This is a genomic window from Dellaglioa sp. CoH-57-MRSF-21, from assembly GCF_056781915.1.
In genome coordinates this window covers 15,660-36,483 of sequence record NZ_JBXAXU010000006.1, presented here as the reverse complement: position 1 = coordinate 36,483, position 20,824 = coordinate 15,660, and the positions used below count along the sequence as shown (strand labels likewise).

At 35.0% G+C, this 20,824-nt stretch carries 24 protein-coding genes and 2 riboswitches; of the genes, 17 read left to right on the top strand and 7 right to left on the bottom strand.

Annotation, left to right across the window (positions count from 1 at the left end):
• Positions 1 to 16: 16 nt before the first annotated feature.
• From recR to AC1RPQ_RS06670, 8 genes are all read left to right on the top strand, one after another.
• Positions 17 to 616, top strand: coding sequence for a recombination mediator RecR (gene recR, locus AC1RPQ_RS06705; protein ID WP_409021522.1), 600 nt, complete (start codon positions 17 to 19; stop codon positions 614 to 616).
• Between the two features lie 18 nt (positions 617 to 634).
• Positions 635 to 877: a YaaL family protein gene (locus AC1RPQ_RS06700; RefSeq protein WP_481761905.1), complete on the top strand. Its 243-nt coding sequence runs from the start codon at positions 635 to 637 to the stop codon at positions 875 to 877.
• 164 nt (positions 878 to 1,041) lie between these two features.
• The gene (gene tmk, locus AC1RPQ_RS06695; RefSeq protein ID WP_481761906.1) at positions 1,042 to 1,683 is read left to right on the top strand and encodes a dTMP kinase; all 642 of its coding nucleotides are present in this window, start codon (positions 1,042 to 1,044) and stop codon (positions 1,681 to 1,683) included.
• Positions 1,684 to 1,702: 19 nt separating this feature from the next.
• Complete coding sequence (locus tag AC1RPQ_RS06690; RefSeq protein ID WP_409021519.1) at positions 1,703 to 2,032, top strand: cyclic-di-AMP receptor; 330 nt, start codon at positions 1,703 to 1,705, stop codon at positions 2,030 to 2,032.
• Between the two features lie 12 nt (positions 2,033 to 2,044).
• A complete protein-coding gene (gene holB, locus AC1RPQ_RS06685; RefSeq protein WP_481761907.1) occupies positions 2,045 to 3,052 on the top strand; it encodes a DNA polymerase III subunit delta' in 1,008 nt (335 codons plus the stop codon).
• Between the two features lie 22 nt (positions 3,053 to 3,074).
• Positions 3,075 to 3,431 carry a DNA replication initiation control protein YabA gene (locus AC1RPQ_RS06680; protein WP_481761908.1) on the top strand — a complete coding sequence of 119 codons (357 nt, stop codon included), beginning with the start codon at positions 3,075 to 3,077 and terminating at the stop codon, positions 3,429 to 3,431.
• Positions 3,428 to 4,309, top strand: coding sequence for a 16S rRNA (cytidine(1402)-2'-O)-methyltransferase (gene rsmI, locus AC1RPQ_RS06675; RefSeq protein WP_481761909.1), 882 nt, complete (start codon positions 3,428 to 3,430; stop codon positions 4,307 to 4,309). Before AC1RPQ_RS06680 ends, rsmI begins: the two co-directional genes overlap by 4 nt.
• A gap of 12 nt (positions 4,310 to 4,321) precedes the next feature.
• A complete protein-coding gene (locus AC1RPQ_RS06670) occupies positions 4,322 to 5,062 on the top strand; it encodes an acyl-[acyl-carrier-protein] thioesterase (RefSeq protein ID WP_481761910.1) in 741 nt (246 codons plus the stop codon).
• A 61-nt stretch (positions 5,063 to 5,123) separates the two neighbouring features.
• Here the strand turns inward: AC1RPQ_RS06670 and AC1RPQ_RS06665 are convergent, their stop codons facing one another.
• Positions 5,124 to 6,101 carry an asparaginase gene (locus AC1RPQ_RS06665; protein ID WP_481761911.1) on the bottom strand — a complete coding sequence of 326 codons (978 nt, stop codon included), beginning with the start codon at positions 6,099 to 6,101 and terminating at the stop codon, positions 5,124 to 5,126.
• A gap of 95 nt (positions 6,102 to 6,196) precedes the next feature.
• Here AC1RPQ_RS06665 and brnQ point away from each other — a divergent pair, with 95 nt between their 5' ends.
• The 7 genes from brnQ (at position 6,197) to tsaD (ending at position 12,251) form a co-directional block, all read left to right on the top strand.
• Complete coding sequence (gene brnQ, locus AC1RPQ_RS06660) at positions 6,197 to 7,558, top strand: branched-chain amino acid transport system II carrier protein (protein WP_481761912.1); 1,362 nt, start codon at positions 6,197 to 6,199, stop codon at positions 7,556 to 7,558.
• Between the two features lie 63 nt (positions 7,559 to 7,621).
• Positions 7,622 to 7,720: riboswitch (THF riboswitch) on the top strand.
• A gap of 40 nt (positions 7,721 to 7,760) precedes the next feature.
• Positions 7,761 to 8,282, top strand: a complete 522-nt coding sequence (locus AC1RPQ_RS06655; RefSeq protein ID WP_481761940.1) for a folate family ECF transporter S component — start codon at positions 7,761 to 7,763, stop codon at positions 8,280 to 8,282.
• A 13-nt stretch (positions 8,283 to 8,295) separates the two neighbouring features.
• The gene (locus AC1RPQ_RS06650) at positions 8,296 to 8,685 is read left to right on the top strand and encodes a tautomerase family protein (protein WP_481761941.1); all 390 of its coding nucleotides are present in this window, start codon (positions 8,296 to 8,298) and stop codon (positions 8,683 to 8,685) included.
• Positions 8,686 to 8,806: 121 nt separating this feature from the next.
• Complete coding sequence (galE, locus tag AC1RPQ_RS06645; RefSeq protein WP_481761942.1) at positions 8,807 to 9,796, top strand: UDP-glucose 4-epimerase GalE; 990 nt, start codon at positions 8,807 to 8,809, stop codon at positions 9,794 to 9,796.
• A 122-nt stretch (positions 9,797 to 9,918) separates the two neighbouring features.
• A complete protein-coding gene (gene tsaB, locus AC1RPQ_RS06640) occupies positions 9,919 to 10,641 on the top strand; it encodes a tRNA (adenosine(37)-N6)-threonylcarbamoyltransferase complex dimerization subunit type 1 TsaB (protein WP_481761943.1) in 723 nt (240 codons plus the stop codon).
• Positions 10,625 to 11,191: a ribosomal protein S18-alanine N-acetyltransferase gene (rimI, locus tag AC1RPQ_RS06635; protein WP_481761944.1), complete on the top strand. Its 567-nt coding sequence runs from the start codon at positions 10,625 to 10,627 to the stop codon at positions 11,189 to 11,191. Before tsaB ends, rimI begins: the two co-directional genes overlap by 17 nt.
• A gap of 31 nt (positions 11,192 to 11,222) precedes the next feature.
• The gene (gene tsaD, locus AC1RPQ_RS06630; protein WP_481761945.1) at positions 11,223 to 12,251 is read left to right on the top strand and encodes a tRNA (adenosine(37)-N6)-threonylcarbamoyltransferase complex transferase subunit TsaD; all 1,029 of its coding nucleotides are present in this window, start codon (positions 11,223 to 11,225) and stop codon (positions 12,249 to 12,251) included.
• A 100-nt stretch (positions 12,252 to 12,351) separates the two neighbouring features.
• Here the strand turns inward: tsaD and cytX are convergent, their stop codons facing one another.
• The 6 genes from cytX to AC1RPQ_RS06600 form a co-directional block, all read right to left on the bottom strand.
• On the bottom strand, positions 12,352 to 13,539 hold the full coding sequence (gene cytX / locus AC1RPQ_RS06625; protein WP_481761946.1) for a putative hydroxymethylpyrimidine transporter CytX: 1,188 nt from the start codon (positions 13,537 to 13,539) through the stop codon (positions 12,352 to 12,354).
• A gap of 1 nt (position 13,540) precedes the next feature.
• On the bottom strand, positions 13,541 to 14,200 hold the full coding sequence (gene thiE / locus AC1RPQ_RS06620; RefSeq protein WP_481761947.1) for a thiamine phosphate synthase: 660 nt from the start codon (positions 14,198 to 14,200) through the stop codon (positions 13,541 to 13,543).
• Entirely contained in the window at positions 14,187 to 15,008 is an 822-nt protein-coding gene (thiD, locus tag AC1RPQ_RS06615) for a bifunctional hydroxymethylpyrimidine kinase/phosphomethylpyrimidine kinase (protein WP_481761948.1), read from the bottom strand. Before thiD ends, thiE begins: the two co-directional genes overlap by 14 nt.
• The gene (gene thiM, locus AC1RPQ_RS06610; RefSeq protein ID WP_481761949.1) at positions 15,008 to 15,805 is read right to left on the bottom strand and encodes a hydroxyethylthiazole kinase; all 798 of its coding nucleotides are present in this window, start codon (positions 15,803 to 15,805) and stop codon (positions 15,008 to 15,010) included. The genes thiD and thiM overlap by 1 nt, the downstream gene beginning before the upstream one ends.
• 58 nt (positions 15,806 to 15,863) lie before the next feature.
• A riboswitch (TPP riboswitch) is annotated at positions 15,864 to 15,970 on the bottom strand.
• A 77-nt stretch (positions 15,971 to 16,047) separates the two neighbouring features.
• On the bottom strand, positions 16,048 to 17,985 hold the full coding sequence (locus AC1RPQ_RS06605; protein WP_481761950.1) for an ABC-F family ATP-binding cassette domain-containing protein: 1,938 nt from the start codon (positions 17,983 to 17,985) through the stop codon (positions 16,048 to 16,050).
• Between the two features lie 18 nt (positions 17,986 to 18,003).
• Positions 18,004 to 18,642 carry a CPBP family glutamic-type intramembrane protease gene (locus tag AC1RPQ_RS06600; protein WP_481761951.1) on the bottom strand — a complete coding sequence of 213 codons (639 nt, stop codon included), beginning with the start codon at positions 18,640 to 18,642 and terminating at the stop codon, positions 18,004 to 18,006.
• Between the two features lie 225 nt (positions 18,643 to 18,867).
• On the opposite strand from AC1RPQ_RS06600, the gene groES reads away from it, so the two are divergent.
• Positions 18,868 to 19,152, top strand: coding sequence for a co-chaperone GroES (groES, locus tag AC1RPQ_RS06595; protein ID WP_481761952.1), 285 nt, complete (start codon positions 18,868 to 18,870; stop codon positions 19,150 to 19,152).
• 34 nt (positions 19,153 to 19,186) lie between these two features.
• Positions 19,187 to 20,812, top strand: a complete 1,626-nt coding sequence (groL, locus tag AC1RPQ_RS06590) for a chaperonin GroEL (protein WP_481761953.1) — start codon at positions 19,187 to 19,189, stop codon at positions 20,810 to 20,812.
• Positions 20,813 to 20,824: the final 12 nt, after the last annotated feature.

Below are 20,824 nucleotides of genomic sequence, written 5' to 3'. Positions count from 1 at the left end.
AAGAAGGCTAAAGAAAATGCAATATCCTGAACCTATCGCAAAATTGATTGAAAGTTATATGAAATTACCAGGTATTGGTGGTAAAACTGCTACAAGATTAGCTTTTTTTACAATTGATATGGATGAAGATGATGTCACCGATTTTGCTAAATCACTAATATCTGCCAAACGAGACCTACATTATTGTAGTATCTGTGGCAATATTACTGAAGAAGATCCTTGTCAGATTTGTTCTGATTCATCACGTGATCAAACCAAAGTTATTGTTGTAGAAGAACCTAAAGATGTGATGTCTTTAGAAAAAATGAAAGAGTATCACGGCTTGTATCACGTGCTTCATGGTGTATTATCACCAATTGAAGGTAAAGGGCCGGAAGATATTAATATCACAAGTTTATTAACACGTCTTCAATCGCATCCCGATATGCAGGAAGTTATTATTGCGACAAATGCAACGCCAGAAGGTGAAGCAACGTCAATGTATTTATCGAGATTGATTAAACCGGCTGGAATTAAAGTGACAAGATTAGCCCATGGACTATCTGTAGGTAGCGATATTGAGTACGCAGATGAAATGACGTTGTTTAAAGCGATTGAAGGACGTACTGAAATATAGAAATGAGCTGACGGTGTAATGTTTAATAAAAAAACAAAACTTAAATTACGTAAAGAGTATGACGCTAAGTTGCTAGAGTCAATTGATCTCGCTAAAATAGCATGGGATCAAGCCAAACAAACTGAAGAGGCCATTTACGAAGTTGATGAAGAATTAATTAATGAAACACAGATGGCAAGAAAAAGATATTTCTTTCTCTATAATGAAGCGCGTGTTCGTTCAGTTAAAGGGCATATGCAGGCTTCAGTAATCACACATTAAATTAGAAAGAACGTTGAGACAATTCGCCTAACTTGTCTTGGCGTTTTTTTGTGAAATGCTGATTAGATTTATTAAATAAGAGATAGTATACTAATAGTAGGTTTATCTTATGGACAGGTTTTTAAGATTCAAGTACAATAATAATAAGTATTGGGGTCGTTAATGTGACTGGAAAATTTATAACGATTGAAGGACCAGATGGGTCCGGCAAAACGAGTGCCTTAAAAGGTATTATAAAAAAGATACAAAATAACTTGGTAAAAGAATTAGTTATAACACGTGAACCAGGTGGAAGTCCGATATCTGAAGCCATTCGTGAAGTTGTCTTAAATCAAGATTATCCAGAGATGGATAAACGAACTGAAGCATTATTGTTTGCAGCATCAAGACGTCAGCATATCGCAGAAATAATTTTCCCAGCACTTAAGGAAGATAAAATTGTAATATGTGATCGTTATGTTGATAGTTCAATTGCTTACCAAGGTGCTGGTAGAGATATCGGAACGCAAGCGGTTGCTGATATGAACCTATTTGCAACAAATGGAACAGAACCTGATTTAACTTTATACTTTGACGTACCATCAGAAATTGGATTAAAACGAATTTTTGAGCATCGTCAAAATGAAATAAATCGTTTAGATGATGAAAAGTTAGAGTTCCATCAAAAAGTACGCAAAGCATACCAACAATTAGCAGTGAAAAATCCAGAACGTATTATAACCATTAATGCGGCGCAACCTTTGGAAAAAGTAATTGACGATTGTATTGACGTTCTGAAGAAAAAATTACCCGAGTCTTTTAAATAAATGAAATGAGGGAATTCAAATGAAATTAATTACAGCGATTGTTCAAGATAAAGATAGTAACCGATTAAGCAATATATTTATAGATTCAAATGTCCGTGCAACAAAACTATCAACAACTGGTGGTTTTTTAAAGTCTGGTAATACAACCTTTTTAATTGGTATTGAAGATGAACGTGTTGATGAGGTATTACAAATCATTAAAGAGACATCATCAACGCGTGAACAATTTATGGCCCCCCCTGTTAACTTAGATGTTTCAATGGATGCACAAGTACCATTTCCATTAGAAGTTCAGGTTGGTGGTGCAACAGTATTTGTCTTACCAGTAGAAGAGTTTCATCAATTTTAGGAGTAAATAGTAATGACAGAATTAGCTGATGAAACCAGTAATATTAAAATTCAAGAATTACAGCCAAAATTAATTGAACATTTTGAAAAATTGATAATAACAAATAAGTTAGCCCATGCTTATCTATTTTCCGGACCAGAAGGTATTGGTAAGGTTGAACTAGCACAATGGATTGCAATGCGACTCTTTTGTACTGCTGACGAGGATCAAAAGCCTTGCGGTGTATGTGGTGAATGTCAACGAATTCTATCAGGTAATCACCCTGATATCGTGAGTGTTAAGCCTGAAGGCCAGTCAATTAAAGTTGATCAAATTCGATTTTTGAAATCAGAATTTTCAAAAAGTGGTGTTGAAGGTAGCCAAAAGATTTTTATAATTGAAAAAGCTGAGAGTATGACAGCTAGTGCTGCGAACAGTTTACTTAAATTTTTAGAAGAGCCTGTTGGAAATGTGAAAGCTTTCTTATTAACAGAAAATAAAAATCAAATTTTGCCAACTATTCAATCACGGTGCCAACTGGTTAATTTTGTCGCACTCTCTCAAGAAAAATTGATTCAAAATTTATTAAATCAAGGTATCTTGAAAGATCAGGCTCAGTTACTTGTTCATGTAACTGAGAGTACAAGCCATGCTGTAGCATTAGCACAAGATGAGAATTTTACTGAAATGACAAATCAAGTTTGGAATTGGTTCAGTAAATTATTGAAAAATGATGCTGAAAGTTTCATTTTGGTACAAACAAAACTAGTGCCACTCGCAAAAGAAAAACAACAACAGGCATTGATGGTTGATTTAATGGTACTGTTAGCGCGTGATTGTTTACTTGTCCGTTATAATCGTAAGGAACAAGTGAGTTTTTCTAATCGTTTAACTGAAATTGATAAAATAACTCAAATGATTAGTGATAAAAAGTTAGTTGCTATATTAGATGGTTGTTTACAAATTAAAACGATGCTCCAAATAAATATGACATTTCAAAGTGCAATTGAAGTAACAACGTTAAAATTAATAGATTTATAAAATATGAAATGAAGGTGATTTTGTGGATAAGCGTCAACTATATGATAATTTTATAGCTATCGAGGAAGAAATGAAAAAAATGTTATCGAGTTTTGAAACAATAAAATCTGATATGACTGGTGTTCTTGAAAATAACGCTGAATTGGAGATTGAAAACCAACATTTGAGAGAACGATTAAGTGAAATAGAACGACAAACGTCTAAGAATTTTAATGAATCTTCCGATGCAAATCTGTCAAAATCACGTCAAAACTTAGAAAAATTATATGATCAAGGTTTTCATATTTGTAATATTGAAGGGATGTACGGATCACGTCGAGTCGATGATGAACCTTGTGCTTTCTGTTTAGATTTAATTTATGGGGAGCGCGAAGTATGAGTGAAATAGCAGCACAAAGCAGTTTTCAAGGTAAAGGGACAACTGGGTCATTATATTTAGTACCGACACCAATTGGTAATTTATCTGATATGACGTTTAGAGCGATTGATATTTTAAAAGAGGTTGACTATATAGCAGCCGAAGATACACGAAACACACAAAAATTATTAAATCATTTTGAAATTGAAACAAGTCAATTGAGTTTTCATGAACATAATACGCAAGAACGTATTCCGCAATTTGTTGATAAAATATTGGCTGGTCAATCAATCGCACAAGTAAGTGATGCAGGAATGCCATCAATTAGTGATCCTGGGCATGATCTTGTTAAAGCATGTATTGAAGCTAAGATTCCAGTTGTGCCACTTCCTGGGGCAAATGCCGGGATCACTGCATTAATAGCTTCTGGATTAGCGCCACAACCGTTCTTATTCTATGGTTTTTTATCGCGAAAACCTAAGAGTCAAAAAGAAGAATTAGCTGAGTTGAAAAATCAAACAATGACGCTTATTTTTTATGAAGCACCACATCGCTTGAAAAAAACATTAACACAAATAGCTGCTAGCCTTGGTGGTCAGCGTAAAGTTGTACTATGCCGAGAATTAACTAAACGTTATGAAGAATTCTTGCGTGGAACACTGGATGATGCTATCAAATGGGCTGGCACTGAGCAAGTCCGTGGAGAATTTTGTGTAATTGTTGAGGGAAATGATTCGCCAGAAGCAACGGAAGTTGATCATCTGGCTAATATGTCAATTGAAGAACAAGTTGATTATTTGATTGAAACAGGTATGAAAACTAATGATGCGATAAAAGAGATTGCTAAGAAACAAGAGATGAAAAAACAAGAAGTTTATAATCTGTATCATCAGATTTAAGGAGTGAACATATTGGCAGATAATAAATTTAGTGAGCTACATCGTGCGGTTTACTATGAAGGCGATAAAAGTGGGCGTGTGACAGTAGCAATGCTAATTAACATGATTATTTTGGTTTCAACAGACCAAAGTGATAGCTTAGGAATTACTGAAAAAGATTTAACAAATTTGGGCTTTGGTTGGGTTATTACACAATATCTTATTGATATTTCGAGAATACCACATATTGATGAGAATTTAACATTAACTACTGAGGCTGTTTCGTACAATCGTTTCTTCTGTTACCGAGATTTCTGGGTTCATGATGAAGCAGGTAATGAGTGTGCACATATTCATGCTGTATTTGTTTTAATGGATCATAAAACACGTAAAATGACTCGTGTATTGCCAGAAGTTATTGAACCTTTTGGTGCTGAATATACACGAAGAATTGAGCGTTTGGAGAAACCAGTTGGTATCATGAAAGAAGATACAATAGCTGCTAAAAAATCATATGACGTTCGATTCTTTGATATTGATCCAAATCAACATGTAAACAATTCAAAATATTTTGATTGGTTATTAGATTCATTGTCAGAAGACTTTTTAATGTCACATGATTTGAAACATATGAATATTAAATATGAAAAAGAAATTCACTATGGTCATAAGATAGATAGTATCGTTGTTATTGATAACTTAACGACACATCACCAGATTAAAATTGGTGATGATGTTTATTGTGAAGCTGACTGTGAGTGGACGAAACGTTAGAATAAAAAATGCTCTGAGTAACTGGAAGTCTATCCAGTTACTCAGAGCATTTTTTATATTTTTATGATAAAGCATCTGCGACATAAATCGAGAGTTCTTCTTTTTCAAGACCAGCACTTAATCCAACCAATAGTTTGATTCTTGCTTTTTGACCATTTAAGCCACGACAGAAGATGCCGCCCATTTTTTTCAATTGAACGCCACCACCTTCATAGTCGTAAACATCTTGTGCCACGCCATTAAAGCAACGTGAAACAATTACAACTGGAATATCGCGATCAATTAATTTTTGAAGATTAGCTAAAACTTGTGGGGGAAGATTTCCTGCACCAAGAGCTTCAATGACAATACCGTTCGTTTGGTCATTATTAAGAAAACCAAGTAAATCAGCATCCATTCCAGCATAAGCCTTAATTAAATAAACATGATCAACAACTTTGTCGATTGCTAAGCAAGTCTGGCTTAGCAATTCGGCAAAAAAGGTCACGTTATCTTTAGCGATACTACCAATTGGGCCAAACGTTGGTGTTCTAAAAGTTGCGACATTTGTTGTATGTGTTTTTGTTACATAGCGTGCTGTATGAATTTCATCATTCATAACAACTAAGACACCTTTATCAACTGCATCATCACTTGCTGCAGTTAAGATGGCTGTTTGAAAATTGTGTAAGCCATCTGAGCCTATTTCATTTGCGGAACGCATAGCACCTGTTAAAACGACAGGTAGATGGTTCGGTAATGTAAGATCTAAAAAATAAGCAGTTTCTTCTAATGTATCCGTACCGTGAGTAATAACAATACCATCAATCGCTTCCGCGGATGCACGCATAATTCTTTTTTGAATAATTAGCATCTCTATGGGGCCAATATGTGGGGATGGTAAGTTAAAAATATTTTCAGTGATTAAATCGAAACGATCACCAAATGGATTTTCAACTTGGTTTAAAGGGTTTTCTGCACCAGGTGCAACTGCGCCTGTTTCTTGATTTTCAGACATGGCGATTGTACCACCAGTGTGTAAAATTAATATTTTTTTCATATTTTCCTCCTTGCTGACACTTAGATTATACATATTATATTGTACTTTGACTATGAATTTGTTACTGTATATGAACAGATAAGGTGGTTATGAGAATGAAAGAAAAACAATTAAGTAAGAATGAGTATTTATTTATTAGCTCAATGTTATTCGGTTTATTTTTTGGCGCGGGAAATTTAATTTTTCCAGTCTTTGTAGGTCAACAATCCGGACAAAACCTGTGGATAGGTAATTTAGGCTTTCTAATTGCTGGTGTTGGGTTACCTTTTTTAGGTGTAATTGCTATTGGATTGTCTAAAAGTAGGGGAGTTTTCGATTTAGCCTCTAAGGTTAATCGAACGTATGGCATAATTTTCACAATGTTGCTCTACCTAACTATTGGACCGCTATTTGCAGGTCCAAGATCAGCAACTATTCCGTTTGAAATTGGAATTGCACCACATATTAAAGCCAGCCAACATTCAGTATGGCTATTATTATTTTCAATTTTATTCTTCACAATAGTTTGGCTTTTGGCAGTTAAACCAACCAAGATATTAGTCTATGTTGGTAAGTATTTAAATCCCATATTTTTATGTGCGTTGGCTATTTTATTGTTATTTGTATTTATTAAGCCAATGGGTAATTTTTCAGATTTCCCCGCAACAAGTTCTTACAAGAATGGTGCTTTTATGTCTGCTTTTGGGCAAGGATATTACACTATGGATGCACTCGCTGGTTTGGCTTTTGGTATTATCATTGTGGATACAATTAAAGATTTAGGTATTACGAATCCTAAATCAATTACTAAAGGGATTATCTATTCTGGTAGTATCAGTGTTATTTTGATGGGAATCATCTATACATGCTTGGCCTATCTTGGGGCAACGAGTCTGGGTGTATTTCCACATTCTGGTAATGGTGGTGCTATTTTAGCTCAAGTTGCTCAACGTTATTTTGGACAATTCGGAAGTTTCTTTCTTGCTGCAATTATTGTTGTTGCTTGTATTAAAACGGCAATTGGCGTGACTAGCGCATGTGCTAAAACATGTGTTGAAATTATTGGTCATGGTAGCTATAAATTGTATTTAACACTTGGTTGTGTGATTAGTTGTTTAATTGCCAACGTTGGGTTAGATCAATTAATTACATTATCAACACCAGTTTTGATGTTGCTTTACCCACTTGCTATTGTATTGATGATTGCTGCCTGTTTAGAACCTACTTTAAATAAGTATGACTTAAAAGTCAGCATTATCTACAAATGGTTAACCGTTTTAACGCTTTTTAGTGCCATTTTTGATGGACTAAACGCGATGCCAATTTCAATTAAAAATTTAGCTTTTGCTAAAAATATGTTAGCATTTGCAAATCATTATTTACCACTGTTTAATATTGGCTTAAGTTGGATAGTTCCTGCTGCGTTAGGATTACTTATGGGACTAATTTTTATGATTCGTGAAAAGAAAATAAATTAAAAAGAAACACCCAAAGTTATTTTCTTTTTAGTGGTATACTACACAAGTAGTAAAATACAAAATTTCGGGGTAGAGAATACAGCGTTAAGTGCCAAAAGGACGGAATGTGTCTTTTGGACGAAGGCTAGCGATAGCTGCGGTTGTGTTTTCGCATTCGCCGCATACCACAATGTGGCAACTCCAACGAGGAGATGTCTGAATCATGGAAAATTTAACAAAGAGGTTAACCGCAAAGAATATAGCGGTGATGGGTCTATTATTGGCTGGTCAAATTATTCTAACTAATTTATTATCGTATCAGGTATTGACGTTACGGATAAGTTTCACTTTTATTGCGACTTATCTATTAGCGGCGTGGTTTGGCCCATTACTGGGTGGTATTGGTTCTGTTTTATCGGATTTACTTGGAACAGTATTATTCAGTAAAGGAGGTACATTTTTCTGGGGATTCTCGCTATCTGCTTTCTTAGGTGCGTTTTTCTATGGACTTGTATTTTATAAAAAACCATTTACGTTACCGCGAATTATTATTGCCGTATTAATCAATGTCGTTGTTATTGATTTATTGTTAAATACATTCTGGCTAGTATTAATGTACCAGTCACCTTGGACAATTATCTATGCACGTGCTATCAAAGATTTAATTTTAATTCCAATTCAAATTATTTTGTTATATATGGTTGGTAATAATAAACAAATCCAAAGATTAGGTAAACGATTATAGGAGGATTCAATCTATGCCATTGATGAAAATTGATATGATTGAAGGCCGTTCTGAAGGCCAAATAAAAGAAATTTTAGATATTGCTTATGATGTAATGCTTAATTCATTTGGCGCACCAGTTAGTGACAGATATCAAATTGTCACTCAACATCCAATAAATGAAATGCAAATTTTAGATACTGGGCTTGGATTTATGCGAACAAAAGAAGTATTGGTCTTTAGTTTAACAACGCGACCAAGAACGACAGAGCAAAAAGAAACCTTCTATCAACAGTTAATGCAACAGTTACAAACAAAAGTTGGATTGAGACCAGAAGATTTAATGATTAATTTAACAACTAATACTGATGAAGATTGGAGCTTTGGCATGGGCCAAGCACAATTTTTAACGGGTGACTTATAGAAATTAACCAGACGGCGAATTTATTTTCGTCGTCTATTTATTTGCTAAAGAAGGGTGAATCACTGATAAATTTACTAAAATAAGTTATAATAAAGAAAATAAACTATTTGGAGGAATTTAAATGTCAATTTTAGTTTTGGGTGGCGCAGGTTACATTGGTTCACATACTGTTGATCAATTAGTAGAAAATAGTCGTGATGTTGTTGTTGTCGATAATTTAGTGACAGGGCACTTAGAGGCTGTTAATAAAAAGGCAAAATTTTATCAAGGAGATATTGCGGATAAAAATTTTATGCGCAATGTTTTCAAAAATGAGGATATTGAAGCAGTTATTCATTTTGCAGCTTCATCTCTTGTTGGTGAATCAATGGTAAAACCATTAAAATATTTTGACAATAATACAGCAGGGATGATTCATTTACTTGAAGTCATGACTGAAGTTGGCGTTAAAAAAATCGTCTTTTCTTCAACAGCTGCAACATATGGTGAACCTAAAGTTGTCCCAATTCATGAAGATGACCCTCAAATTCCAACAAATCCATATGGTGAAAGTAAATTAGCCATGGAAAAAATTATGCACTGGACTGACGTTGCAGATGGTGTTAAGTTTGTCGCATTACGTTATTTCAATGTTGCTGGATCAAAACCAGATGGTAGCATCGGTGAAGATCACAATCCTGAAACACATTTAATTCCAATTATTTTACAAGTTGCTAACGGAGAACGTGAAAAATTACAAATTTTTGGGGACGATTATGATACCAAAGATGGTACAAACGTCCGTGATTACGTGCATGTTCTTGATTTAGCAGATGCGCACATTCGCGCCTTAGATTACTTACTTGCGGGAAATGAAAGTAATGCCTTTAACTTGGGTTCATCTAATGGATTTTCAAATATGGAAATTCTAGAAGCAGCACGCCGTGCAACAGGTAAAGAAATTCCTGCAGAAATTGCACCACGTCGTGCAGGTGATCCTTCAACTTTAATTGCAGCAAGTGAAAAAGCACATGAAATTCTTGGTTGGGCTCCTAAGTATGAAAATATGGAAGATATCATTAAGACAGCATGGACTTTTGAACAGACGCATCCAAATGGATTTTCAAAATAAATTAGTTATTAACCATAGGACAATTATTTGTCCTATTTTTTTGTTAATTTTCTCTTAGAAAAAATTTGTGATACTATTTTTGTGCTAAAATGTTAACAAAGCAGAGATAAAGGAAGATATGAATGAAAATTTTAGCAATTGATACATCGAATATACCACTCAGCGTCGCTGTTTTAGAAGATAGTGCATTATTAGCAACTATCACAACGAATATAAAAAAAAATCACAGTATTACATTGATGCCAGCAATTTCTGATGTCATGAAATTAGCAGGTATTAAGCCTGCAGAGCTAGACCGAATTGTGGTTGCACAAGGTCCAGGATCTTTTACTGGTCTCAGGATTGGCGTTGCCACAGCTAAAACACTAGCATTTACATTAGATTGTGAATTAGTTGGTGTCTCTAGTTTAGCAATGTTGGCTGCAGGTATTTCCACAAATAGTGATTCTGATATTGTACCGTTATTTGACGCACGTAGGAATTACGTATTCTCAGGTTTGTATAAAAATGATAATGAGCTTGTAAATGAATTACCAGACCAGCATAGAGAACTTGTGACTTGGGTGACTGAATTAAAAGAGCGTAACCGACCACAAATTTTTGTTGGAACTGATGTCGATTTATTTAAACAACAAATTATCGATATTTTAGGTGATCAGGCACAGTTTCCAGCTTCATTTTTAAATATTCCTCAGGCATTTATTTTGGGATTAATTGGTAAAGATAAAGAGCCCGCTAATCAGGAGACATTTATTCCGAATTATTTACGATTAACGCAAGCAGAGACGCAATGGTTAGAAACCCATTCAGATAAGGATCATAATACCTATGTTGAAAAAATTTAAAGCACGAGTGAAACAAATTATTCCAGAATTAAGACCAGATGAACCTGTTAGGACATTAGTTTTTCAGAATCATAGAATTAAAATTAGAAATGAAAGTTATTTTATGACACGTGCTGTTGTACCTGATATTCCGGAACTACTTGAGATTGAAAAAGCAGTTTATGATGGTAAATCACCATGGAGTGCAAAAATATTTGAAGGCGAAATTTGCCAAAAAAGCAAAACACTTTATTTAGTCTTACGTAAGGAAGATAAAATGTTAGGCTTTATTGGTTGTTCAACGGATGCAATAACGGGAGACGTACATATTGCGAATATTGCTGTTCTACCTGAATGTCAGGGTAGAGGGATGGGAAACTTTTTGGTAACGTCTATTACAAGGCGTGCTCGTTTAATGAGATTTAGAACAGTTAGTTTAGAGGTTCGCCGTGATAACCAGACGGCTTTAAATCTATACCACCAATTAGGATTTACTAAAGTGGGTATCCGAGAGAATTATTATGTTGAAGATGGGCAAGATGCTGTTGATATGTTGCTTAAATTAAAATAAAGGAATATGAATTAAGTTGAAAGAGGTCTCAATGGATAAAACGGAAAGAAATCTAATTTTAGCATTTGAATCAAGTTGTGATGAAACTAGTGTCGCAGTGGTCGAAGACGGTCATCTTATTTTGTCGAACATCATTGCAACGCAAGTTAATAGTCATAAACGTTTTGGTGGTGTTGTACCTGAAGTTGCCAGCCGCCACCATATTGAACAAATTACGAGTTGTATTAAAGATGCTATGACAGAAGCAAATGTAACTTATGATGATTTAGATGCTGTTGCGGTTACTTATGGACCAGGATTAGTTGGTGCTTTACTAGTAGGTGTTTCTGCTGCTAAAGCTATCGCATTTGCTCACGAGTTGCCTTTAATTCCCGTTAACCATATGGCAGGCCATATTTTTGCAGCGCGCTATGAATCTGAAATAGTGTATCCATCAATGGCTTTACTCGTTTCGGGTGGACATACTGAGTTAGTTTATATGCCTGAAGAAGGTCAATTTGAAATTATTGGTGAGACACGTGATGACGCAGCAGGTGAAGCTTATGATAAAGTTGGGCGTGTTCTTGGGATGACTTATCCATCAGGAAAAGAAATTGATGAACTTGCACATACTGGACAAGATACGTTTAATTTTCCGCGTGCCATGATCAAAGATGACAGTTATGACTTTAGTTTCAGTGGATTGAAAAGTGCCTTCATCAATACAGTTCACCATGCAGATCAATTAGGCGAAGAGTTGGACCGGGCTGATTTAGCAACAAGCTTTCAACAAAGTGTGATTGATGTACTTGCTGAGAAAACGGTACGTGCTTGTCATGAGTATGATATTAAACAATTAATTTTAGCCGGTGGTGTGGCAGCTAATAAAGGGTTACGTACAAGACTTGAATCTGATATGAAGAAAATGAATGATATTGAATTTGTGAAGGCGCCCATTAAATTATGTGGTGATAATGCTGCAATGATTGGTGCAGCAGGATATGTTGAATTTATTAAAGGTCAACGTGCAGGATTAAATTTAAATGCTGATCCTAGTTTAGAATTTGATTGGATAGTTTAATTATTATAAAATTAAAATAGAGATTTAGAGTTCGCCTTGTAATGCTAAACAGTTGTTTAACACTGGGGAGAACGCTAAATCTCTATTTTTTTGTAAATGGTTAATTTATATTTCTAAAATAATTTTTTGGTAAAATAAATTGGGATAGATAAACGAGTAATCCTAGTCCGAATAGAATAATAATTGTGGTTCCAAAAATAAAATCAAATTGTTGTAATTGATAGTACGCAATAATGCCAATTAACCACCAAATAATATTTAACCAATAAGGCAACGTTTTTTTCATAATAAAGTAAGTGACAAAAACAATTGCATATAATGGTGTAAAAACTGACGCGATAAAATATAAGAAATTTTGATAATTATCAATAGGAACTACCCATGCAATGACTAAGCCAAGCGCAACTATAATGATACTAATCAATTTCATATGTTTAAAGGAATGTATATTCTGAACGTTAATTGTTGCTGACATAACATCTAAAAATGTGGTTGTAACAGTTGAAAATATAATAATGAATAATGCGATTATACCTAAACCTGATGTAGCCAAGAACGAGGTAAAATCAGTGAATCCGGTTCTAGTTGTTAAAAGTAAGCCAATGGTAAACATGATTAAACTACCTAAAAAATAGCTAAACGAACTAACTGTAGACATAGCAAGTGGATGTTTTGTTGATTTTGTGTAATCACCTATTAGTGGTAGCCAAGATAACGCCATGGTGATATTTAATTCAACAGCTGATCCAAATGTCATATTTAAGCCATTGGAAGTATGTGAAACGGGTACTTTGAAAATTAAAAAAATCATGATACCTGCACCAATAACTAATAAATTAACAACAATTAAATTAATTCGATACAAACTATTTTCGCTAACTAATAACCAAATGATAATCAAAATAGCTATGACAAGTCCCATAATAATTGAATTTTTAAAATTAAGTAAGGAACTTGAAATACCATTCATTGCTGAAATTGCGTTGACGATCATAACAGCGGTCCAACCAATTAGTTGAATCAAATTGATAAGTGAAAATAAGAGCACACCTGTTGAGCCAAAAGCAACTTTAGTTGACTGAATGGCTGTCTGATGCTTTTTGGCACCAATATAACCAGCAGGTAGTAAGAAGAGACCACAACCAATTAAATGACCAATTAGAATTGCAAGGAAACCTTTAGAAAAGCCAAGTGGAGCTAGTAACATGCCCGTCATAATTTCGGCAATTGAAATGGCCGCACCTAGCCAAAGTAAAAATTGTCCACGTAATTCTTTAGTTTCTGTCATCTTAATCGTCCTCCAATTTAAAATAATGATTTATGGATTGAACTGTTTGTTCAATGTTCGGACTTTTAGCAATCAAGGAAATAACAGCAACTCCCGAAACAGTTGTAGTAGCCAGTTTGGCTAAATTATTTTCTGAAATACCACCAATTGCAACAATCGGGAGTTTACTAATTGATAGTAATTGATTTAAGCCAGCTATTCCGAGAGGCGCAGTCGCATCTGACTTTGATTTTGTAGGAAAGACAGGGCCACTACCAATATAAGCGATACCTGATAATTGATTGGCTTGTTTAATTTGATCGAGTGTTTGACAAGAAAGGCCAATCGCTAATTGACCCGCCGATTGATCTATCACATTTTGAATCTTTTGGTCATTTTGGCCAACGTGAATACCATCTGCTTGAATTTCAAGTGCTAAAGGTAGATCATCATCAATGAAAAAAGGAACTTGGTATTTTGTGCATAACCTCTGACATTCAATTGCGAGTGTCTTTTTTTGTATCCGGGTTAAAGGGGTTAAGAGATTTTTTTCTCTAAATTGGAAACAAGAAATGCCTGATTTTAACGCTCGTTCTAAAGTAGGTAGTAATTGATTGTCGGCGACGTCTTGAGTTCCTGCAATGAAGTAACTTGCTAACCATGATTGATTAAATGTCTTCATTTTGCGTTACCTCACGATATGCCCAATGATTTAATGGCCCGTGACCATGTCCAACGATAATACCGTTGCTAATTGTTGCTTCAACATATTTTTTAGACACTAAGATGGCCGTTTTAATATCTTGTCCTTTGGCAATTTCTGCTGCAATGCAGGCTGAGAGGGTATCACCAGTGCCATGAGTTCGAATTGTATCAATACGTTTCGAGCTCATCCAGAATGAATCGTTATCTTCTAATAATACAAAGTCATTTACGATATTTTCAGAGTTATAATGTCCGCCTTTAATGATGACGTTTTTTGCACCTAATAATTTAATCTTTTTTCCAGCTGCACTCATGTCTTCTTTTGAATTAATGGTCAAGCCAGTTATGACTTCAGCTTCTGGAATATTCGGGGTTACTACCGTGGCTAAAGGAATTAATTCTTCTTTGATTGTAACAACAGCATCCTCAGAAAGAAGTGTGGCACCGCCTTTTGCAACCATGACAGGGTCAACAATTAGGGGACCAAATTGATATTTTTTCAGATTTTTAACGACTACTTTAACGTGTTCTGAATCTGCAAGCATCCCTGTTTTGCATGCTTTAATGGCTAAATCATTTGCAATTGAGGCAAATTGTTCATTAATAATTTTAGCAGGGAGGGGAAGACTGTCTTGCACACCAAGTGTGTTTTGTGCAGTGATTGCGACGAGAACTGTTGCAGCATAGACATGCCGTTCTTGCATCGTTTTTAAGTCAGCTTGCATACCAGCGCCACCACTACTATCGGATCCAGCAATTGAAAGTGCTTGTGGAAAATCAGGCATTATAGGTCTCCTTTCATCGTTATCTGATTAGAAAGTTCATTTATCGTTATTAAATGTAGTTTATCAAGTAGGTTAACAATAAAACTACCTGGTTTTTCGGTAATTAACTCATCAGCAACAAGTTCACCAGTTGTTGCAAAGATAAGGCAGGCGATTCTTGCTGCTTCAAACTCATTATCTTTAGAGACAGCTGCAAACGCAGCAATTAAACTTGAAAGCATATCGCCTGAACCAACATGTGTTTGGAAAAGAGACGTTCCCTGTGTCACAGTTGCAACACGCTTTCCATCAGAAATATAGTCTGTAGGACCACTTAGAACAACCGTACAATTGTACCGTTTGGCTACAATTTTTGCGATTTCTGCTAAATCTGCAGAACCATTTCCTGCATCAATACCTTTTGCTTGCCATTCAACACCAGCTAATGCAGCAATTTCACCAGCATTACCGCGAATAAAATTAAAATGAAAATGCTCAAGCAAGTTTGTAATTACTTTTTGTCGGTAAGGCATGGCAACAGCAACTGGGTCTAGCACAAGTGGGATAGCTAAATCGTTTGCGATTTGACTAACCCTCTCAATGTAAGGTAATTCTGAACTTTTAAATGATCCCATATTGATTGTGGCAGCAGCAGAAATTTGTAACATTTCGGCTGCTTCTTCAATCGCACTGGGCATGATAGGGGAAGCGCCAATTGCGTTGAGTCCATTGGCAACGTCTTGAACCGTGATGTAATTAGAAATGTTGAAAATTACTGGGTTCTCTTCACGAAGTTTATCGAGTAGTTCTAATGGCATAACTTTCTCCTCTTGAGTACACAAAAACCCCACTCTTTGACAAAAAAATTGTAGAGTGGGGTCCTTCTTCACACTTTCCTACGCAAGTTTTGGCTTACAGGTTCGAAGGGATTAGGTTGAAAAAACCTATCTCAGTTCTTCTAAAGAACACCCCTAGTGTACTTATATTTTATTTTTAGATTACAACAAAAGAATAGGCTTTCATTCTTTAAATGTCAATAAATAAAAAAAAAAAAGCTAGCTTATTCTAAAGCTAAGCTAGCTTCTTCCCAATTAGTTTCTGCAGTCTCTATTGCAGTTTGAATAGATTGTAGTTCAGTTTGTAGTTCCTGAAGTTTATCTGCATCACTAAAAATAGTAGGTTGAGACATTTTTTCTTCAAGTTCTGTTTGATGAATTTCTAATTCACTTAATTCAGATTCTAAACGATCAATTTCACGTGTTAATTTACGTTGTTCCTTTTGCGTTTCTTTATTTTGTTGATAATTAGTTGTTGGTTTAACTTCAGGGACTTCTGAAGATGAGGCAATTTCAAGTGCCATTTTTTCGGCTGCGATAGCTTCTAATTCTTCTTTTTTATCAACATAATAATCGTAATCACCCATGTAGTAAGTAGAGCCTTCTTTTGAAACTTCAATAATACTTTCTGCAACTTTATTAATGAAGTAGCGGTCATGAGAAACAAGTAAGACAGTACCATCAAAGTTAGCAATCGCCTTTTCAAGGACTTCCTTACTATCAATGTCTAAATGGTTAGTGGGTTCATCAAAGATTAGGAAGTTATCTTTGTCCATTGCAAGTTTGGTCAAAGCAAGACGCGCTTTTTCACCACCACTTAAATTTGAGACACGTTTCAAAACGTCATCCCCAGAAAATAGAAATCCACCTAATAATGATCGAATATCTGTTTCAGGAGTTGAAGGATGATCATTCCAGAGTTCATCTAAAACAGTATTTTTATCTGTTAATTGATTTTGCTCCTGATCGTAGTAGCCAACATGAACATTAGCGCCAAGGAATGCTTCACCACGAATAAATGGAATTTGGCCTAAGATACTTTTAAGTAAGGTTGATTTTCCCACACCATTCGGGCCAACAATAGCTTGAACTTGATGCTTATGTAAATCAATTGAAACGGGTTCAGATAACACTTTATTATCGTAACCAACAGCTGCCCCGGCAACAGTTAAAACGATATTACCACTCTCATCTGCAGATTTAAAACTAAAACGAGGGGCTTTTTCGTCACCTTCTGGTCGGTCAAGTTTATCTAATTTTTCGAGTTGTTTACGACGACTTTGCGCTCGTTTTGTTGTTGAGGCTCGAACAATGTTTTTATTAACAAAATCTTCGAGTTTTTCAATCTTATCTTGTTGTTTTTCGAAAACTTTCCATTCTTGTTTTAAATTAGCTTCTTTTTTTACAATAAATTGGGAGTAGTTGCCATTGTAGTGAGTCGTTTCATTATGGCTCATATCATAAACTTCTGTCACAATTTTATCTAAGAAGTAACGATCATGAGAGACAATTAAGAGTGCCCCTGTATAAGTCTTCAAATAGCCTTCTAACCAAGTTAGTGTCTCAATATCTAAGTGGTTAGTTGGTTCATCTAAAATTAATAAATCACGTTTTTCTAAAAGTAATTTTGCTAAGGCTAAACGTGTTTTTTGACCACCAGAGAGAGTCCTAATATCGCGATTGAAATCTTCTTCATAAAATCTAAAACCATGTAAAACAGAACGGATTTCTGATTCATAACCATAGCCATTTTTTTCACTGAAATCATGTGAAACTTGATCATAGGTTGATAATAGTTTTTCAAATTTTTCAGAATCTTCTGCATTTTTAGGATCAGCAATTTGGGCTTCTAATGTATGAATTTGGATTTCCATTTTTTTTAAATAATCAAAAACACGACTCATTTCGTCCCAAATCGAACGTTCTGAAGTAACAGTTGTTGTTTGTGCTAAGTAACCGATGGTCATGCCTTTATGTTTAATGATTTGACCAGCATCAGTAGCCTCTTGATCAATAATCATTTTAATTAATGTTGATTTTCCAGCACCATTTCGACCAACTAGGGCTATCCTAGCATCGTCTTTGATATCCATATTTGCATTTTCAAAAAGAACATCTGCGCCAAAATAGCGAGCTGCTTGTTGTACTTGTAACAGAATCAAAATAATTCCACCTTTCTTTTAAAGTGACGATTGAATAATTAATACTAGACTATTCATAAGAATATGAGCAATCATTGACGTTTTGATGTCACCTGTTCGTTTGTAGAGGTAACAGAAAAGTAATCCAATTAAAAAGTAGATAGCTAAATGGCCATCATTATGTGCCAAACTAAATAATAAACTAGAAAGAATTGCGGCAGAAATAGGTGATATGAAACTTGCTAAATTGCCAAAAAAGACTTTTCTAAAAACGAGTTCCTCCATAATGGGAGCACCAAGTGAGACTGCCAACATATAATAAGGATATTTTGTAAAAATAGTCATAATTTCATTTGTATTTTGTGAGGGTACGGTCGTTTTTAAAATGGTGAATGAAATTAATTGAATAACTGTTTGGATTACTAACGTTAGAACGAATCCAAGAATACCCCACGAAATAATTTGTGACCATTTAGAGGAACCATCTATTGTATTTCTAGCACTGAAGTAATGATTTAACCAAATTAACAATATTGCTCCTAAAACATAATCAGCCGTCATTACTGGATAGATAACTGATTTTAAAGAAAATAGTTGATTCAGAATTGTTGGTAAAATAAAGATAACGAGGTAGCCTAATAAAATAGCGATTGAATTTTTACTAGTTGATTTTGACATGAGAACTCCTTTAACTGTAATTAGATAGTCGTGCATTTTTCTAGTGAATAAATTTGTATGATAAGTATAGCATAATTGACTAGATAGCGAATTCAATTCATATTAAAAATTCTATTAAATAAGAGCTGAAATGCTTGCAATTGTTTGAAAAATTGATTATAGTTAATTTTGTGATTAGCACTTAGGAAGATAGAGTGCTAAATAAAAGTGTTGGAGGGATAGAACGTGTTAAAACCATTAGCAGATCGTGTTATTTTAGAAGTAACAAAAGAAGAAGAAACAACAGTAGGCGGGATCGTCTTAGCAAGTAACGTACAAGAAAAACCACAAACAGGAAAAATTGTTGCAGTTGGTGATGGCCGTACGATGGATAACGGTGAAAAAATTGCTGTTGCTGTTAACGTTGGAGAGACCGTTTTATTTGATAAGTATGCTGGCTCAGAAGTTTCATTCGAAGGTAAAGACTACTTAATTGTTCATGAAAAAGATATCGTTGCAACAGTAGACTAATATAAATTTAAATTAAAGATGAGGTGGATTAATTATGTCAAAGGAATTAAAATTTTCTGAAGATGCTCGTTCAGCAATGCTTAGAGGTGTTGACCAATTAGCCAATACCGTTAAATCAACTTTAGGACCAAAAGGCCGTAATGTTGTTTTAGAAGAATCATATGGCTCACCAATTATTACAAATGATGGTGTAACAATTGCTCGTGCGATTGAATTAGAAGACCATTTTGAAAATATGGGTGCTAAATTAGTATCAGAAGTTGCTTCAAAAACGAATGATATAGCTGGTGATGGAACGACAACTGCTACTGTTTTAACACAAGCTATCGTCACTGAAGGTATGAAGAATGTGACAGCAGGTGCTAACCCTGTTGGGATTCGTCGTGGTATCGAAACTGCTACAAAAGCAGCCGTTGCTGAATTACATGAATTATCACACAAAGTTGAAACAAAAGAAGATATTGCTCAAATTGCTTCTGTATCTTCAGCTAATGAAGAAATTGGTGCTTTAATTGCTGACGCTATGGAAAAAGTTGGTAATGATGGCGTTATTACAATTGAAGAATCAAAAAGCATCGATACATCATTAGATGTCGTTGAAGGGATGCAATTTGATCGAGGTTACTTGTCACAATATATGGTAACTGATAACGATAAAATGGAAGCTAACTTAGAGACACCATATATTTTAGTAACGGATAAGAAAATTTCTAATATTCAAGAAGTCTTACCATTATTACAATCTATTGTGGAACAAGGTCGCCCATTGTTAATCATCGCCGATGATGTTGATGGGGAAGCTTTACCAACATTAGTATTGAATAAAATTCGTGGTACATTTAACGTTGTTGCAGTCAAAGCACCTGGATTTGGTGATCGTCGTAAAGCGATGCTTGAAGATATTGCCATCGTTACTGGTGCAACAGTGATTACTGATGAACTTGGTTTACAATTGAAGGATACAACAATTGAACAATTAGGTTCAGCTGGTAAAGTTAATATTACAAAAGAAAACACAGTTATTGTTGAAGGTTCTGGTGATAAAGCTAAAATTACAGAACGTGTTGGTTTGATTAAAAAACAAATCGATGAAACGACGTCTGAATTTGATCGTGAAAAATTACAAGAACGTTTGGCAAAATTATCTGGTGGGGTTGCTGTCATCAAAGTTGGTGCTGCAACTGAAACAGAATTAAAAGAACGCAAATACCGTATTGAAGATGCTTTGAATGCGACACGCGCTGCTGTCGAAGAAGGATTCGTTGCCGGTGGTGGTACTGCATTTGTTAACGTTATTAGTAAAGTTGCTGCACTTGAAGCAGTTGGCGATGAATTAACGGGTATCAAGATTGTTCAACGTGCTTTGGAAGAACCAGTACGCCAAATTGCAAAGAATGCTGGACTTGAGGGTTCAGTTATTGTTGAAAAACTAAAATCAGAAAAACCTGGTATTGGTTTTAACGCAGCAACAAATGAATGGCAAGATATGATTGAAGTTGGGATTGTTGATCCAACTAAAGTGACACGCTCAGCATTGCAAAATGCAGCTAGTGTCTCAGCCTTATTATTAACAACTGAAGCAGTTGTTGCAGATAAACCAGAACCAGTATCTGCAGCTGATCCACAACAAATGCCTGGTGGTATGGGCGGTATGATGTAACCCATTTGTCAT

Bases quoted from the DNA above. Each gene is read 5' to 3' on its own strand.
- recR (WP_409021522.1), top strand. From the start codon at position 17: ATGCAATATCCTGAACCTATCGCAAAATTGATTGAAAGTTATATGAAA.
- AC1RPQ_RS06700 (WP_481761905.1), top strand. From the start codon at position 635: ATGTTTAATAAAAAAACAAAACTTAAATTACGTAAAGAGTATGACGCT.
- AC1RPQ_RS06690 (WP_409021519.1), top strand. From the start codon at position 1,703: ATGAAATTAATTACAGCGATTGTTCAAGATAAAGATAGTAACCGATTA.
- holB (WP_481761907.1), top strand. From the start codon at position 2,045: ATGACAGAATTAGCTGATGAAACCAGTAATATTAAAATTCAAGAATTA.
- rsmI (WP_481761909.1), top strand. From the start codon at position 3,428: ATGAGTGAAATAGCAGCACAAAGCAGTTTTCAAGGTAAAGGGACAACT.
- AC1RPQ_RS06665 (WP_481761911.1), bottom strand. From the start codon at position 6,101: ATGAAAAAAATATTAATTTTACACACTGGTGGTACAATCGCCATGTCT.
- brnQ (WP_481761912.1), top strand. From the start codon at position 6,197: ATGAAAGAAAAACAATTAAGTAAGAATGAGTATTTATTTATTAGCTCA.
- AC1RPQ_RS06655 (WP_481761940.1), top strand. From the start codon at position 7,761: ATGGAAAATTTAACAAAGAGGTTAACCGCAAAGAATATAGCGGTGATG.
- AC1RPQ_RS06650 (WP_481761941.1), top strand. From the start codon at position 8,296: ATGCCATTGATGAAAATTGATATGATTGAAGGCCGTTCTGAAGGCCAA.
- galE (WP_481761942.1), top strand. From the start codon at position 8,807: ATGTCAATTTTAGTTTTGGGTGGCGCAGGTTACATTGGTTCACATACT.
- tsaB (WP_481761943.1), top strand. From the start codon at position 9,919: ATGAAAATTTTAGCAATTGATACATCGAATATACCACTCAGCGTCGCT.
- rimI (WP_481761944.1), top strand. From the start codon at position 10,625: ATGTTGAAAAAATTTAAAGCACGAGTGAAACAAATTATTCCAGAATTA.
- tsaD (WP_481761945.1), top strand. From the start codon at position 11,223: ATGGATAAAACGGAAAGAAATCTAATTTTAGCATTTGAATCAAGTTGT.
- cytX (WP_481761946.1), bottom strand. From the start codon at position 13,539: ATGACAGAAACTAAAGAATTACGTGGACAATTTTTACTTTGGCTAGGT.
- thiE (WP_481761947.1), bottom strand. From the start codon at position 14,200: ATGAAGACATTTAATCAATCATGGTTAGCAAGTTACTTCATTGCAGGA.
- thiD (WP_481761948.1), bottom strand. From the start codon at position 15,008: ATGCCTGATTTTCCACAAGCACTTTCAATTGCTGGATCCGATAGTAGT.
- thiM (WP_481761949.1), bottom strand. From the start codon at position 15,805: ATGCCATTAGAACTACTCGATAAACTTCGTGAAGAGAACCCAGTAATT.
- AC1RPQ_RS06600 (WP_481761951.1), bottom strand. From the start codon at position 18,642: ATGTCAAAATCAACTAGTAAAAATTCAATCGCTATTTTATTAGGCTAC.
- groL (WP_481761953.1), top strand. From the start codon at position 19,187: ATGTCAAAGGAATTAAAATTTTCTGAAGATGCTCGTTCAGCAATGCTT.